Raw genomic sequence first — 15010 nt, forward strand, 5'->3', positions numbered from 1 at the left:
TAGCTCAAGCCAGGGGGCCGATCGCTTCCTCGACCGTGCGGAGCATCGCCCGGCCGCGTACCGTCGCGCGGGCCCGCTCGAGCACCGGGGCGAGGAACATGTCCGGTCCCGGGTCGCCGGCGAACTCGCGTACCGTCGCGATCGCGATCTCACCGGCCGGCGACGGGCGGAGCGGCTGGCGCAGCTGGAGGCCGCGTACCGCGGAGAGCAGCTCCACCGCCAGCAGGCTGGTCAGGTTGTCGAGCACCCGGCGCAGCTTGACCGTGGCCGCCCAGCCCATCGAGACGTGGTCCTCCTGCATGCCGGACGTCGGCAGCGAGTCGACCGAGGCGGGCGAGGCGAGCCGGCGGTTTTCCGCGACGATGCCGGCGGCCGTGTACTGGGCGATCATCAGGCCGGAGTTGACGCCCGGGTCCGGCGAGAGGAACGCGGGCAGGTCGCGCGAGCGGCACACGTCGAGCAGCCGGTCGACCCGCCGCTCCGAGATAGCGCCCACCTCGGCCGCGGCGATGGCCATGAAGTCGGCCGCGAACCCGAGCGGCGCGCCGTGGAAGTTTCCGGTCGACTCGACCCGGCCGTCCGGGAGTACCACCGGGTTGTCGACCACGCTGGCCAGCTCGCGCCCGGCCACCTGCGCCGCGAACGCGAGGGTGTCGCGGGCCGCGCCGGCCACCTGGGGAGCGCACCGCATCGAGTACGCGTCCTGCACCGCGTGCACCATGTCGTTGCGATGCGAGTCCATGATCCCCGAGGCCTGGAGCAGGCGGTGGATGTTGGCCGCGGAGACCGCCTGGCCGGGGTGCGGGCGGATCGCGTGCAGCTCAGGCTGAAACGGACGGTCGGTGCCGAGCATGGCCTCGATCGCGAGCGCGGCCGTCACGTCGGCCATCGTGAAGAGGTGCCCGGCGTCGTCGATCGCCAGCAGCAGCATGCCGAGCATGCCGTCGGAGCCGTTGACGAGGGCCAGCCCCTCCTTCGCGGCGAGCGTGATCGGCCGCAGCCCGGCCCGGTGCAGCGCCTCGCCGCCGTCCACCCGGGCACCCGACTTGTCCAGCACCCACCCTTCGCCCAGCAGCACCAGCGCGCAGTGGGCGAGCGGGGCCAGGTCGCCGGAGGCGCCGAGCGAGCCGTGCTCCGGCACCCAGGGTGTGACGTCGTGGTTGAGCAGGTCGACGAGTGCCTGCGCGATCAGCGGGCGCACGCCGGAGCGGCCCAGCGCGAGTGAACGCACGCGCAGCAGCATCATCGCCCGCACCACCTCGCGGGGCATCGGGTCGCCGACGCCGGCCGCGTGCGAGCGGATCAGCGCGTGCTGGAGCTCGGCCCGGCGCTCGGGCGCTACGAACGTGTTGGCGAGCGCGCCGAACCCGGTCGAGACGCCGTAGACCGGGCGCCCCTCGCGCTCGATGCCGTCGACGATGGCGCGGCTACGCTCCATCGCGTCGACTGTGGACAGTGCGAGGCGCACCGGCGCCTGCGCGCGGGCGACCGCGGCGACGTCGGCGGCGGTGACGCCGGTGGGCTGGACGGTGACGGTCATCGCGAGAGCACTCCATTGTGCACGGTGTGGCGGACGAGAGGCACGCCCGGCCGGTAGGCCAGGTGCAGGTGGGACGGCGCGTCGAGGACGACGAGGTCGGCCCGGGCGCCGGGTCGCAGGACACCGATGTCCGTGCGGCGCAACGCCCGCGCGCCACCCGCGGTGGCGGCCCAGACCGCCTCCGCCGGGGTCATGCCCATCTCGCGAACGGCCAGCGCGATGCAGAAGGGCATGGAGGTGGTGTACGAGGAGCCTGGGTTGCAGTCGGTGGCGAGCGCTACCGTCGCCCGCGCGTCGAGGAGGCGCCGCGCGTCCGGGTAGGCCGAGCGGGTGGAGAACTCGGCGCCCGGCAGCAGCGTCGCCACCGTCGAGGAGCCGGCGAGAGCGTCCACATCGGACTTCTCCAGGTGGGTGCAGTGGTCGGCGCTGGCCGCGCCGAGCTCCACCGCCAGCCGTACGCCGGGGCCGGGGCCGAGCTGGTTGGCGTGCACCCGTACCCCCAGGCCGGCGGCCTGCCCGACGGTCAGGATCGCCCGGGAGTGGTCGGCGTCGAAGGCGCCCCGCTCGCAGAAGACGTCGATCCACCGGGCGTGTGGCGCGGCCGCGCGGAGCATCGGCCCGCACACGAGACCGACGTAGTCGTCCGGCCGGTCGGTGTACTCGGCCGGCACCACGTGCGCGCCGAGAAACGTCGTCTCCTCCGTGAACTCGCGGGCGATCCGCAGCGAGCGGACCTCGTCGGCGACGCTCAGCCCATACCCACTCTTGATCTCGATCGTGGTGGTGCCCTGCCGCAGCGCCTCGCGGCGCAGGCGGTCGACGGTTTCGCGGAGGTCGTCGTCGCTGGCCGCGCGGGTGGCGGCGACTGTGGTGCGGATGCCGCCGCCGGTGTACGCCTCGCCGGCCATGCGGGCGGCGAACTCGGGCGCCCGGTCGCCGGCGAAGACGAGGTGGGCGTGGCTGTCGACGAAGCCCGGCAGCACCGCCGCGCCCTCGGCGTCGAGTCGGCGGTCGGCCGGCTGGGCGTACGCCGCGCGGCCGAGCCAGGCGATCGTGCCCTCCTCGACCAGCACCGCGGCGCGCTGGATGATGCCGAGCGGCCCACGCCCGAGCGCCGGGTCGTTGGTGACCAGCTCGCCGATGTTGTCGATGAGGAGATTGCTCATGTGATGGCGTCCTTGAGAGCGCGTGGCACGTCCAGGTGTGCGTGCTGTCCATCCTGGACGACCGTGCGACCGTCCACGATGACGTGTGCCACGTCGGCGGCGGTGGCGGCGAAGATGGCGCCGTGCGGGCCGGTGCCGGCGGTGCGCGCGGTGTCCAGCCGCACCGTGACGAGGTCGGCCCGCCGGCCCACCGCGATCGTGCCGGCGTCGCCCCAGCCGAGCGCGGCGTGACCGGCGGCGGTGGCGGCGTGCACGAGCTCGGTGGCGGAGAAGTGGCCGCGCCGCTCGGTGCGCAGCCGCTCGTCCATCTCCACGGCGCGGGCCTCCTCGAAGATGTCGATGACCGCGTGGCTGTCGCTGCCGAGGCAGAGCGGGCTGCCCGCGTCGGCGAGCGCGCGGGCCGGGCCGATGCCGTCGGCGAGGTCGCGTTCGGTGGTGGGGCAGAGGCACACGGCGGTGTCGGTGTCGCCGAGCTCGGTGCGGTCGGAGTCGCTGAGGTGGGTGGCGTGTACGGCCGCCGTGCGCGGGCCGAGCGCGCCCGCGTCGGCCAGCAGCTCGGTGGGCGTGCGGCGGTGGTGGGCGAGGCAGGCCGCGTTTTCCGCGCGTTGCTCGGAGAGGTGGACGTGCAGTGGCGCGCCGCGGTTGTCCGCCCACTCGACCACCACGGGGATCTGCTCGGCCGGCACCGCGCGTACGGAGTGGACGGCGGCGCCGACCCGGGCGTGGCCGGGTGGCGTGAACGCGGACACCCGCTCCGCCCACCGCACCGCGTCACCGTCTCCGAAGCGTCTCTGCACACCGGCCAGCGGCTTGCCATCCACAGTGGACGTGAGGTAGCAGGCGTCGAGCAGCGTGATCCGGATGCCCGCCTCGGCGGCCGCCTCGACCAGCGCGGCCGACATCTCGTTGGGGTCGGCGTACCGGGTGCCGTCGCTGTCGTGGTGCAGGTAGTGGAACTCACCGACGCAGGTGACGCCGGCGAGCGCCATCTCGGCGAATACGGCGCGGGCGAGCGCGCGGTAGCTGTCCGGGGTGAGGAGGGCGGCGATCGCGTACATCGTGTCGCGCCAGCTCCAGAACGTGCCACGGGCCTGCGTACGCCCGCGCAACGCGCGGTGGAAGGCGTGCGAGTGCGCGTTGGCGAGGCCGGGCAGGGTGAGCCCGGCCAGCCGGGTGGCGCCCGCTGGTGGGGAGACGCCCGGGGTGACGGCGGTGAAACGGCCGCCGTCCACCTCGACGAGGACGTTGGCGGCGGGCCCGTCGGCCAGCCACGCGCACTCGGCGTGATAGACGGTCATACCAGCTCGTCCAGGACCCTGGCGAGCGCGTCGACCCCGGCCTCGCAGTCGGCGTCGGTGGCGTGCTCGGCGGGGGAGTGCGAGACACCGGTGGGGTTGCGGACGAAGAGCATGGCGGTCGGCACGTACGCGGAGAGCACACCGGCGTCGTGGCCCGCACCGGTGGGGAGCACCGGCGCGTCGAGCACCTGCGCGAGGCGCGTCACCAGCCCGCCGTCGAATGCCACCTCGGGACTGACCGACTCTTCGGTCAGCGTCACCGCCGTGCCGTCGCGGGTGGCCCGCTCGACGGCCCGCTTGTGGATTGCCTCGACCATCTTCTCCAACGCCGGCGCCTCCGCGGCCCGCACGTCGAGCCAGCCACGGACCAGGGAGGGCACGGCGTTGGTGGCGTTGGGCTCGACGGACACCCGACCCATCGTCGCGTGGGCGCCGCGCAGCCGGGCCTCCTTGTTGGCGGCCAGCACCGTGTACGCGTAGGTGAGCATGGGGTCGTGCCGGTCGGCCATGCGGGTGGTGCCGGCGTGGTTGCCCTCGCCGGCGAAGTCGAGCCGCCACCGGCCGTGCGGCCAGATCGCGCTGCCGACACCGACGGGGTGGTCGAGGGCACGCCCTTGCTCGATGTGCAGCTCGACGAAGCAGCCGACCCGGCTTGGCAGATCGGTGCGGCCGGCGGGCTTTCCCCCCAGCGCCTCGGCGAGCGTCACGCCTGAGCGATCGGTCAGCGCGGCGGCCCGGTCGGGGTCGAACAACCCGGCCAGCAGCCGCGAACCGAGGCATGGCACGCCGAAGCGGGCGCCCTCCTCCTCGGCGAAGGCGGCGACGCCGATCCTCCTCCCGGGCCTCAGCCGGTCGAGGGCCAGAAACGCGCTCACTATCCCCAGTGGACCGTCGTACGCTCCGCCGTGCGGGACCGAGTCGAAGTGGCTGCCGGTCAGGATCGCCGGGCCCGCGCCGTCGCGCCAGGCCACGAGGTTGCCGTTGCCGTCCTCCTCCACCGGCATGTCGCGCGCGTCGGCCTGGGCCCGAAACCAGTCGCGGCAGGCCAGCTCGGCCGGCTCCCACGCGTAGCGCAGGTAGCCGCCGCTGCCCGGGTCGCGGCCGATGGGTGCGAGCTGGTCCCACAGCTCCCGGAAGCTCGTCACGACTCGCCCATCGGCACGCGGACGCCCTTTTCCGCGGCCACGTCCGCGGCCAGCTCGTAGCCGGCGTCGACGTGGCGGATGACGCCCATGCCGGGGTCGTTGGTGAGCACCCGCTCGATCTTCTGCCCGGCGAGGGCGGTGCCGTCCGCGACGCAGACCTGGCCGGCGTGGATCGACCGCCCGATGCCCACGCCGCCGCCGTGGTGGATGGAAACCCACGAGGCGCCCGAGGCGGTGTTGACGAGCGCGTTGAGCAACGGCCAGTCGGCGATCGCGTCGGAGCCGTCGGCCATGCTCTCGGTCTCCCGGTAGGGCGAGGCGACCGAACCGCAGTCGAGGTGGTCGCGCCCGATCACGATCGGCGCCTTGAGCGTGCCGTCGGCCACCATCTCGTTGAAGCGGACACCGGCGCGATCCCGCTCGCCGTACCCCAGCCAGCAGATCCGGGCCGGCAGCCCCTGGAAGGCCACCCGCTCGCCGGCCAGCCTGATCCACCGCGCCAGCGACTCGTTTTCCGGGAAGAGCTCCAGCACCGCGCGGTCGGTGGCGGCGATGTCGGCCGGGTCGCCGGAAAGGGCCGCCCAGCGGAACGGGCCCTTGCCCTCGCAGAACAGCGGCCGGATGTATGCCGGGACGAACCCGGGGAACGCGAACGCCCGCGGGTAGCCACCCAGCTGGGCCTCGCCGCGGATGGAGTTGCCGTAGTCGAAGACCTCGGCGCCGGCGTCGAGGAAGCCGACCATCGCCTCCACGTGCGTGGCCATCGAGGCGCGGGCGCGGTCGGTGAACTCCTCGGGTTTGCGCGCCGCGTAGTCCGGCGCGTCGCCGAGGTCGACGTCGACCGGCAGGTAGCTGAGCGGGTCGTGCGCGCTGGTCTGGTCGGTGACGATGTCGACCTCGACGCCCCGGCGGAGCAGTTCGGGCAGCACGGTGGCGGCGTTGCCGACCACGCCGACGGAGAGGGCCCGGCGCTCCCGTTTGGCTTGTGTCGCCTGCGCCACCGCCTCGTCCAAAGTGGACGCCACGGTGTCCAGATAGCGGGTCTCCACGCGGCGCGCGAGCCGTGCGGGGTCGACGTCGACGATCAGGCAGGCACCGCCGTTCATCGTCACGGCGAGGGGCTGGGCGCCGCCCATCCCGCCGCAGCCACCGGTCAGCGTGAGCGTGCCGGCCAGTGTGCCACCGAAGCGTTTGGCCGCGACCGCCGCGAAGGTCTCGTACGTGCCCTGGAGGATGCCCTGCGTGCCGATGTAGATCCAGGAGCCGGCGGTCATCTGCCCGTACATGGTGAGGCCGAGCCGCTCCAGCCGCCGAAACTCCGGCCAGGTGGCCCAGTCGCCGACGAGGTTGGAGTTGGCGATCAGCACGCGAGGCGCCCACTCGTGCGTGCGGAAGACGCCCACCGGCCGCCCCGACTGCACGAGCATCGTCTCGTCACCGGCGAGCGTGCCGAGCGTGCGCACCAGCGCGTGGTACGACGGCCAGTCGCGGGCCGCCTTGCCGGTGCCGCCGTAGACGACGAGGTCGTCGGGGCGCTCGGCCACGTCGGGGTCGAGGTTGTTCATCAGCATCCGCATCGCGGCCTCCTGCGGCCAGCCCGGTGCGGTGCGCTCGGTGCCCCGCGGGGCCTTGATGGTCGGCATGATCCCCCTCGGCTCGCGTCAGCTTGTGAAGACCTGGCGGCGGACGACGGACTGCTCGAACTCCTCCAGCCGGCGCTGCGCGTCGTCCGGCGCGGCGTCGCAGATCGCCTGGAGCACCACCATGGAAAGCGCCATCGGCGCGGTGTGCAGGTCGAAGACGAGCTGGGTGCCGACCGCGGCGGTGAGCGTGACGTCGGCGCACTCGGCCGCCGGGCTCATCGGCGAGTCGGTGATGACCACGGTGGACAGCCCGGCGGCGCGCGCGTCGCGCAGCGCGTCGAGCGACTCGCGCGGGTAGCGGGGGAGCACCACCGCCAGCAGCGCCGTGGCACCGGCGGCGCGAGCCTGCTCGAGCCGGTCGGCGAGGAGGCTGCCGCCCGCGTCGAGCACCCGCACGTCGGGCAGGACCTTGGCGGCGAAGTACGCGAAGTAGGCGGCCAGCGGCGCGGCGGCACGGAGGCCGAGCACCGGTAGCGGGCGGCTCGCCGCGAGGAGCGTGCCCGCGGCGGTGAGCGTCGCGCGGTCGGCGAGCTGGTCGGCCAGGCGGTCGAGGTGGCGCACCTCGCCCCGCACGGCCTGCTGCATCTCGTTGGCCGCCGGGTGCGGGCCGGCCACCGGGCCGTTGCCGGTGAGCTCGCGGAGCCGGCGGCGGAGCGCGGGGAAGCCGTCGTAGCCGAGCGCCATCGCGAACCGGGTCACCGACGGCTGGCTCACCCGGGCCAGCTCGGCGACCTCCGCCGCGGAGAGGAACGCGGCCGCGGACGCGTGCTGCACAAGGCTGTGCGCGATGCGCCGCTGCGTCGGAGTGAGGCGGACGCCCTGGAAGAGCCCGACCACCCCGCCGGTTTCATTCACGACCTGACTCTATGCATGAACTCATTCACCCGCAACGGGCTTGGCTTAGGTCTCGCTTAGAGACATTGCCTTGTGGCGGTGCGGTCCGTCAGCATTCGGCGGTGCTCGTTGGTCGCCGCTGGCTGTTCATCGGTGCCGCAGCCCTGCTCGCCGCCGTGATCGGCGCCGTGCTGGCGCTGCGCTCCGGCCCCTCGCCCGCGTGTGCCGCGCCGCCCACCGGCAGCACGGTCCACCGCGGCAAGGCCACCTTCTACGACTCCAAGGGTGAGGGCGGCAACTGCTCGTTCGTGAGTGCCCCGGCCGACCGCCTCTACGTCGCGCTCGGCCCCTCCGAGTACTCCGCGGGCGCCGCCTGCGGCGGTTACCTGGACGTCACCGGTCCCAAGGGCAAGGTGCGCGTGCTGATCATGGACCAGTGCCCCGAGTGTGAGCCCGGCCACATCGACCTGAGCAAGGAGGCGTTCGCGAAGATCGCCAACCCGGTCGACGGCATCGTGTCGATCTCGTACAAGGCCGCCGCCAACCCGACCGTGCCCGGTCCCCTCAGCTTCCGGATCAAGGAGGGCGCGTCCCGGTACTGGTTTGCCGTGCTGGTCGTCAACCACGGCAACCCGCTGCGCTCGGTCGAGGTCAAGTCCGGCTCGACGTTCCGGGCGACCCAGCGCGCCGAGTACAACTACTGGATCTACGAGAGCGGGCTCGGCCCCGGCCCGTACACCATCCGGGTCACCGACGTGTACGGGCAGCGGGCCACCGCCACGGGTATCAGGATGGCGCCTGAGCAGGTGCAGAAGGCCAGCGTCCGGCTGTACGGCGCGGGTGCCGCCCCCAAGTCCACGCCTTCGCCCACGGCCTCGAAGTCGCCCGCCGCGAAGCCGAAGCCGAAGGCGAGCCCGTCGCCGTCGAGCGTCCCGCCGTCACTGGCGCCGGCCGCCGCCATCGACCAGCAGCTCGGGTCGGCGGCCGCGGCTGGCTGCTAGCGCAGCGGGAGCCACATCAGGGTCTCGTCGCGGTCGTCGCCCGGACCGACCCGCAGGGCACCGGGCAGGCGGCCGACCTCCTTGTATCCGAGGCCGGTGTAGAACCGCTCCAGGCCGAGCCCACCGCGCACCGTGACGTGCAGCGCCTCGCGGCCCAGCTGCCGGGCCACCCGCTCGGCCTCCCGCATGAGCGCGACCCCGTATCCCCGCCCCTGGCAGTCGGGGTGGACCATCACCCGCTTGAGCGTGCACCAGTGGTCCTTGAGCGCGAAGCGGTTGTCCACGAAGATCAGCATCGCCACGAGCCGCTCGCCCTCGTAGCCGGCGAGCAGCCGGTCCGGCCCCTCCTCGACGCCCGCGAAGGCGGCACCCGCCATGGCCAGCACCTCGTCGCGGGTGACCGGCTCGACGAACCCGACCGCGCCGCCCGCGTTGGTGACCTCCGTCCACAGCGAGACGATCTCGTCGCGCAGGCCGGGCGTCAGGGCGGGGTCGAGCTCGAACCGGATAGCCATACCCCCATCCTGCCGGGCCACCGAGAGTAGTCGCGGACCCGACAGGGGCAGCGTGTCAACCGGATGGAGGGCTGGTTCGTCGTGCATGTATGTCGAACACCGCCGGGCGCGTGCTCCGCGCCACCACCACCGCGATCGCACTCACCGCCGCCCTGGCGGCCTGCCAGAACACGGCGACGGAGGAACCGTCGGCCGGGGTCCAGACGACGACGACCGAAGAGAGCGCGCCGCCGCCCACCACCGGAGCGCCGCTGGCGCCGAAGACCCAGCGGCCGGCCGATCCACCGAGATCGGCCGGACCGGATCCCTGTGACGGGATACACCGCAGCAGCGGGTACGGGCCGACCCAGATGGGCCCGCACACCACCGACGAGCTGTACCTCGTCCGCGTCGAGCGCCGACCCTGCACCGATCTCGTGGTCTTCCGGGTCAACGGCACGGCCGGCTTCGGTGCCCACGCCGAGTACGTCAAGGCCGCCCGCGAGGCCCGCTCGGGTGACCCGATCGAGGTGCGCGGCGGTGCGTTCGTGGAGATCGTGGTCTTCGCACCGGACTTCGCCCGCGCGGGCAGCGGTCACCAGCCCGGCCGCGCACCGTGGAAGGTGGGGCAGGAGGTCGCCGGCGTGCCGAGCGGCTGGTCAGCGCTGCGCGAGGTGGCCTTCGCGGGCGTCAACGACGGCAGCGAGACGGTCTTCGCGATCGGCGTGCGGGAGCGCCTCCCATTCACGCTGACGTGGCGGGCGGGCGACGGCTACAGCGAGGTGAGCCTGGAGATCGCCCACCGCAAGCCGGACAAGAGGCAAAACTGCGCGTGCGGGAGAGGGGACTCGAACCCCTACGTCCTTTCGGACACCAGGACCTAAACCTGACGCGGCTGCCAATTACGCCACTCCCGCAACCGCAAGGAGTGTACTCAGTCGAGACCCAGATCCTTGCGCAGCTTGGCGACGTGACCGGTGGCCTTGACGTTGTACATCGCTCGCTGGATCCGGCCCTCCTCGTCGAGCACGAACGTCGAGCGGATCACGCCGGTCACCGTCTTGCCGTAAAGCTGCTTCTCCCCGTACGCGCCGTACGCCGTCAGCACGGATTTGTCCTGGTCGGAGACGAGCGGAAAGGTGAGCGCGTCGCGCTCGCGAAACTGCGCCAGCTTGGCTGGCTTGTCCGGCGAGATGCCCACGACCTCGTAACCCGCGGCCTGGAGCGACGCCAGCGAGTCGCGGAAGTCACAGGCCTGCTTGGTGCAGCCGGGCGTCATCGCCGCCGGGTACGCGTAGAGCACGACCTTGCGACCGCGCAGCTCTTTGAGGGAGAGCGTCTCGCCGGTGTCGGTGGGAAGCGAGAAGTCCGGCGCCGTGTCGCCGGGCGTAAGGCGAGGTGTCTCGGTCATGACCCGAACCCTACCGGAACATGGCTTATTGCCAGCTCTTGGCAAGAAAGCATGAGCAGAAATAAGCTCCCTGGTTATGGATGCTTTAGCGCTCCACATCTCGAACGGGGTGCTCAACGGCCCCGTATCGGCCATATACGGAGTGATCGCCCTTGTGGCGCTCGCATACTGCATCTCGCGCAGCCGGGGTGACCTCGACGACCGGCTCGCGCCGATGGCCGGGCTCGTCGCGGCGTTCATCTTCGCCGTGCAGATGCTCAACTTCCCGGTGCTGCCGGGCGTCAGCGGGCATCTCCTCGGCGGCGCGATGGCCGCGCTGCTGGTCGGGCCGTGGGTGGGCGCGCTGTGCGTGTCGGTCGTGCTGATCGTGCAGGCACTTGTCTTCGCCGACGGCGGCGTCACCGCCCTCGGCGCCAACGTCACCAACATGGCGCTGGTCGGCACCGCCGTCGCGTACCTGTTGGTCGCCCTGCTGCTGCGCGTCCTGCCGCGCACGCCGACCGGGCTGGGGATCACCGCGTTCGTCGCGTCGGTGGTGGCGGTCGTCGCGGCGTCGCAGAGCTTCGTGCTCCAGTACGCGCTTGGCGGCACCACCGACCTCGAGCACTACAGCCTCGGCGCGATCGCCGCGGTCATGGCCGGCACGCATCTCCTGATCGGCATCGGTGAGGGCCTCATCGCGGCGGTCACCGTCGTGACCGTGGCCAAGACCAGGCCCGATCTCGTGTACGCCCTGCGCGGCCTCAAGCCGGTGCGGCCGGCGACCGCGGAGGGGGTAACGGCGTGAAGAAGACGACCTGGTTCATCCTCGGCGGCCTCCTCGTGGCGCTGCTGCTCGCCGGCGTGGTGAGCAACTTCGCCTCCGGCTCGCCGGACGGGCTCGACTCCGCATCCACCAAGGGCTGCACGCTCAACGAAAACGACGAGATCACCGGCGGCTCCTGCATGGCGCAGAACGCGAAGGACAGCGAGACGTCCGATAGCCCCTTCGCCGACTACGGGATCAAGGGCATCGGAAACTCGGCCCTCTCCACCGGGATCGCCGGTGTCACAGGAGTGCTGCTGACGTTCGCCATCGGGGGTGGGCTCTTCTGGCTGGCGCGGCGCCGGCAGCCAGCCGAGTCGCGCGAATGAAAGGGCTCTACCTCGAGCGGGACACCCCGCTGCACCGGCTCGCACCCGAAGTGAAGATCGCGGCGATGGTGTCCGCGACCGTCATCGTGGTGATCACCCCGCGCGAGGCGCTCTGGGCCTTCGCGGGGTATGCCGCGCTGGTCGCCGTCATCGCCGCGATCGGGCGGGTGCCGGCCGGCTGGCTCGCCAAGCGCTCGCTGGTGGAGCTGCCGTTCGTGCTGCTCGCACTCGCGCTGCCGTTCCTCGCGGCCGGTGAGAAGGTCACGTTTCTCGGGCTCGAGGTGTCCCGCGACGGCCTGTACGGCGGCTTCAACATCCTGGCCAAGGGCACGCTCGGTGTACTCCTGTCGCTGATCCTGGCGGCGACCACGACGACGCGTGACCTGATCGTCGGGCTCGACCGGCTGCGCTGCCCGCAGATCATCACCCAGATCGCCACGTTCATGCTCCGCTACCTCTCGGTGCTCGGCGGTGAGGCCCGGCGGATGCGCGTCGCGCGCATCTCGCGGGGTGACGACCCGCGCTTCCTGTGGCAGCTGCGCGGCTTCGCCTCCGGAGTGGGCGCGCTGTTCCTGCGCGCGTTCGAGCGGGGCGAGCGGGTCTACCTCGCGATGGTGGCCCGCGGGTACGAGGGGCGCATGCCCGCCGCCTGGCTCGCGGCCGGCGCCGCGACGCGCGACCAATGGCTGGCTGCCGCTACGGTGCCAGTGGTGGCGGCGGCGATCGGTGGCACGGCGGTGATTCTCGGATGACTGAACCACTCTCGTTGGACGTGCGTGGAGTGCAGTACACGTACCCCGACGGACACGTGGCCCTGCGCGGGGTCGACCTGTCCGTGCGGCGGGGCGAGCGGGTGGCGCTGCTCGGTCCCAACGGTGCCGGCAAGACCACGCTCGTCCTGCATCTCAACGGCATTCTCACTGGGGGTGGGGGATCGGTCGCGGTCGGCGGCCTGACCGTCGACCGCGACCGCGCCACGCTGGCGGAGATCCGGCGCCGGGTCGGCATCGTCTTCCAGGACCCCGACGACCAGCTCTTCCTGCCGACGGTCGGCGAAGACGTCGCGTTCGGCCCGGCCAACCTCGGGCTGCGCGGCGCCGAGCTCACCGCCCGGGTCGACGAGGCGCTGGCCGCGGTGGGGATGAGCGAGCACCGCGACCGGGCGCCGCACCACCTCTCGTTCGGGCAGCGGCGGCGGGTCGCCGTGGCCACCGTGCTCTCGATGCGGCCGGAGATCCTCGTGCTCGACGAGCCGTCGTCCAACCTGGACCCGGCGGCACGGCGCGAGCTGGCCGAGATCCTGCGGTCGCTGCCGGTGACGCTGCTGATGGTCACCCACGATCTGCCGTACGCGCTGGAGCTCTGCGACCGCTCGGTGATCCTCGACGAGGGCTCCATGGTGGCCGACTCGCCCACCCGCGAGCTGCTGGCCGACACGGATCTGCTGGCGCGACACCGGCTGGAGCTGCCTTACGGCTTCAGCGTGCCGGACGCGGTTGGTGGGCACAAATAGCGCCGGTCAGGCGGTGGCGCGGGCCAGGCTCACCCCGCTGGCGATGATCCCGATATGGCTGAACGCCTGCGGGAAGTTGCCGATGAACGCGCCCGTGGTGGGGTCGATCTGCTCGGACAGCAGACCCACCGGGCTCGTCCTGGCACACAACGACGTGTACAGCTCGTGCGCCTGTTCGAGCTGTCCTTGCTGGACGAGGTTTTCGACCAGCCAGAAGCTGCACAGCACGAAGGCGCCCTCGTCGCCTTCGATCCCGTCGGGCGCGTCCTGGTGCAGGTAGCGGTAGAGCAGCCCGTCTCCGGCGGACAGCCGTCGGGCGACGGCGGCGGTGGTGGCGATCATCCGCGGGTGGGTGGCGGGTATCACCTGCCGCAGCGGGAGGGCCAGCAGGCTGGCGTCGAGCACGCCGCCGCCGTCGAGATGAGCGCTGAGCGTCTGCGCCTGCTCGTCCCAGGAGCGCTCCAGGATGCGTCGGGTCAGCTCGGCGGCCGCCGCGCGCCAGCGGGCCGTCGGTCCGGGCAGGCCGAGCTTTTCGCCGAGCGCCGCCGCCCGGTCCAGCGCCACCTGGCACATCCCGGCCGAGTACGTGAACACGCGGCCGTCGTTTCGTATCTCCCAGAGTCCTTGGTCGGGCTCGCGCCACGCCGTCTCGGCCGCGTCGGCGAGGCCGCGCAGTTGGGCCCACAGCGCCGGTTGAAGCTCTCCGCCGCCGCGTACCCATTGGTCGGCGCAGTCGAGCACTTCTCCGTAGACGTCGTGCTGGCGCTGGTCGGCCGCCCCGTTGCCCCAGTGCACCGGCGCTGACCCGCGGTAGCCCTCCAGCCCGGGATCGGCGACCTCGCCGGGCACCGGGCCGCCGTCGAGTGTGTACATGATTCGTGGTTGCCGGCTCTGCTCGAAGGCGTCGAGCACCCACCCGAGAAACGCGTCCGCTTCGTTCCCGAACCCGATGCGCCGCATGGCGAACACGGTGAACGCGGCGTCGCGGACCCACGCGTAGCGGTAGTCCCAGTTGCGGACGCCGCCTATCGGTGCGGGCAGCGAGGATGTGGGTGCCGCGACCATGGCGCCGTTGTCCCAGTCGTCACAGAGCTTGAGAGTGATCGCCGAGCGGCGGACCAAAGCCTCCTGCGGGCCGCTGTAGGTGAGGTGGGCCATCCAGCGTCGCCACGCGTCCGCCGTAGCCGCCAGCATGTCCGCGGCGTCGAAACGGTGGTGGCGGTGCACTCGGCCCCAGGAGAGGACCAGGTCCACATGTTCGCCTTCGTGCAGCTCGAAGGTGACCGGCAGGCTGGTCAGCGGACGGCTGGCGCGCAGATGCAGTCGCAGGTCAGGTCGGCGGGACGGGCGGATCTCCAGGCCGTCGAGCGCGGCGCGGGTCTGGCCACCGTCGCGGGGCCGCAGGTCGATCTCCATCCGGACGGTGCCGTCGAGGACCCGCGCGGAACGGACCAGCTCCGCGCGGCCGGCCGGTGCGTCGTCGGTGAGGTCGGCGCCGGAGCGCACCACGATCGCATCGGTGATCTGGAGCAGGCCGGTAGCGGTGCGAAGCTCGGTGACCAACACGGCGGTGTCCGGGACGTAGTGCTGGCGCGCCTCGCGCAGGTCCCCGGCGGTGACGGTGAAGTGCCCGCCTCGCCGCTTGTCCAGCAGGCCGCCGAGCACCGGCTCGGCGTCGAAGTGGGGCAGACACAGCCAGGGGATCGAGCCGTCGAGGCCGACGAGCGCCACGGTGGCGCCGTCCCCGATCACACCCAGGTCCTCCAGCCGGAGGTAGCCGTCGGGTCGCTGTACCGGCCGCAGGGGAGGGTTCGGGTCAAGCATTGGACGC

14 protein-coding genes, 1 tRNA gene and 1 pseudogene are annotated in these 15010 nt (G+C 72.4%); 6 read left to right on the top strand and 10 right to left on the bottom strand.

Annotated features, from left to right (window positions below; all coding sequences use genetic code 11):
* Positions 1 to 4: 4 nt before the first annotated feature.
* The 6 genes from hutH to AC5L36_RS31490 are packed head-to-tail and all read right to left on the bottom strand — an operon-like array spanning position 5 to position 7647.
* Positions 5 to 1540: a histidine ammonia-lyase gene (hutH, locus tag AC5L36_RS31465; protein ID WP_441222398.1), complete on the bottom strand. Its 1536-nt coding sequence runs from the start codon at positions 1538 to 1540 to the stop codon at positions 5 to 7.
* A complete protein-coding gene (gene hutI / locus AC5L36_RS31470; protein WP_441222399.1) occupies positions 1537 to 2706 on the bottom strand; it encodes an imidazolonepropionase in 1170 nt (389 codons plus the stop codon). The genes hutH and hutI overlap by 4 nt, the downstream gene beginning before the upstream one ends.
* Positions 2703 to 4004: a formimidoylglutamate deiminase gene (locus tag AC5L36_RS31475; RefSeq protein ID WP_441222400.1), complete on the bottom strand. Its 1302-nt coding sequence runs from the start codon at positions 4002 to 4004 to the stop codon at positions 2703 to 2705. The genes hutI and AC5L36_RS31475 overlap by 4 nt, the downstream gene beginning before the upstream one ends.
* A complete protein-coding gene (locus AC5L36_RS31480) occupies positions 4001 to 5149 on the bottom strand; it encodes an allantoate amidohydrolase (RefSeq protein ID WP_441222401.1) in 1149 nt (382 codons plus the stop codon). The genes AC5L36_RS31475 and AC5L36_RS31480 overlap by 4 nt, the downstream gene beginning before the upstream one ends.
* Positions 5146 to 6792: a urocanate hydratase gene (gene hutU / locus AC5L36_RS31485; RefSeq protein WP_441222402.1), complete on the bottom strand. Its 1647-nt coding sequence runs from the start codon at positions 6790 to 6792 to the stop codon at positions 5146 to 5148. Before hutU ends, AC5L36_RS31480 begins: the two co-directional genes overlap by 4 nt.
* Positions 6793 to 6810: 18 nt before the next feature.
* Positions 6811 to 7647: a MurR/RpiR family transcriptional regulator gene (locus AC5L36_RS31490; protein ID WP_441222403.1), complete on the bottom strand. Its 837-nt coding sequence runs from the start codon at positions 7645 to 7647 to the stop codon at positions 6811 to 6813.
* Between the two features lie 101 nt (positions 7648 to 7748).
* Here AC5L36_RS31490 and AC5L36_RS31495 point away from each other — a divergent pair, with 101 nt between their 5' ends.
* Positions 7749 to 8627, top strand: a complete 879-nt coding sequence (locus AC5L36_RS31495) for an expansin EXLX1 family cellulose-binding protein (protein WP_441222404.1) — start codon at positions 7749 to 7751, stop codon at positions 8625 to 8627.
* Here the strand turns inward: AC5L36_RS31495 and AC5L36_RS31500 are convergent.
* Positions 8624 to 9142 carry a GNAT family N-acetyltransferase gene (locus AC5L36_RS31500; RefSeq protein WP_441222405.1) on the bottom strand — a complete coding sequence of 173 codons (519 nt, stop codon included), beginning with the start codon at positions 9140 to 9142 and terminating at the stop codon, positions 8624 to 8626. The genes AC5L36_RS31495 and AC5L36_RS31500 overlap by 4 nt on opposite strands.
* Positions 9143 to 9492: 350 nt before the next feature.
* Here AC5L36_RS31500 and AC5L36_RS31505 point away from each other — a divergent pair.
* Positions 9493 to 9912, top strand: a pseudogene (locus AC5L36_RS31505) (AMIN-like domain-containing (lipo)protein); the annotation flags it as partial.
* Positions 9913 to 9954: 42 nt separating this feature from the next.
* Here AC5L36_RS31505 and AC5L36_RS31510 read toward each other — a convergent pair.
* Together AC5L36_RS31510 and bcp are read right to left on the bottom strand one after the other, a co-directional pair.
* Positions 9955 to 10038: transfer RNA gene (locus tag AC5L36_RS31510), tRNA-Leu, on the bottom strand.
* A gap of 17 nt (positions 10039 to 10055) precedes the next feature.
* Positions 10056 to 10532 carry a thioredoxin-dependent thiol peroxidase gene (bcp, locus tag AC5L36_RS31515; RefSeq protein ID WP_441222406.1) on the bottom strand — a complete coding sequence of 159 codons (477 nt, stop codon included), beginning with the start codon at positions 10530 to 10532 and terminating at the stop codon, positions 10056 to 10058.
* Between the two features lie 76 nt (positions 10533 to 10608).
* On the opposite strand from bcp, the gene AC5L36_RS31520 reads away from it, so the two are divergent.
* From AC5L36_RS31520 to AC5L36_RS31535, 4 genes are read left to right on the top strand one after another with little or no spacing between them, the layout of a single operon-like run.
* Positions 10609 to 11319, top strand: a complete 711-nt coding sequence (locus tag AC5L36_RS31520) for an energy-coupling factor ABC transporter permease (protein WP_441222407.1) — start codon at positions 10609 to 10611, stop codon at positions 11317 to 11319.
* On the top strand, positions 11316 to 11666 hold the full coding sequence (locus AC5L36_RS31525; RefSeq protein ID WP_441222408.1) for a PDGLE domain-containing protein: 351 nt from the start codon (positions 11316 to 11318) through the stop codon (positions 11664 to 11666). Before AC5L36_RS31520 ends, AC5L36_RS31525 begins: the two co-directional genes overlap by 4 nt.
* Positions 11663 to 12418 carry a cobalt ECF transporter T component CbiQ gene (gene cbiQ / locus AC5L36_RS31530; RefSeq protein ID WP_441222409.1) on the top strand — a complete coding sequence of 252 codons (756 nt, stop codon included), beginning with the start codon at positions 11663 to 11665 and terminating at the stop codon, positions 12416 to 12418. Before AC5L36_RS31525 ends, cbiQ begins: the two co-directional genes overlap by 4 nt.
* On the top strand, positions 12415 to 13179 hold the full coding sequence (locus tag AC5L36_RS31535) for an energy-coupling factor ABC transporter ATP-binding protein (protein WP_441222410.1): 765 nt from the start codon (positions 12415 to 12417) through the stop codon (positions 13177 to 13179). The genes cbiQ and AC5L36_RS31535 overlap by 4 nt, the downstream gene beginning before the upstream one ends.
* A gap of 6 nt (positions 13180 to 13185) precedes the next feature.
* Here AC5L36_RS31535 and AC5L36_RS31540 read toward each other — a convergent pair whose 3' ends face one another.
* On the bottom strand, positions 13186 to 15003 hold the full coding sequence (locus AC5L36_RS31540) for a glycoside hydrolase family 15 protein (RefSeq protein ID WP_441222411.1): 1818 nt from the start codon (positions 15001 to 15003) through the stop codon (positions 13186 to 13188).
* Between the last annotated feature and the right edge of the window lie 7 nt (positions 15004 to 15010).

It is taken from the genome of Phytohabitans sp. LZ39, from assembly GCF_059359075.1.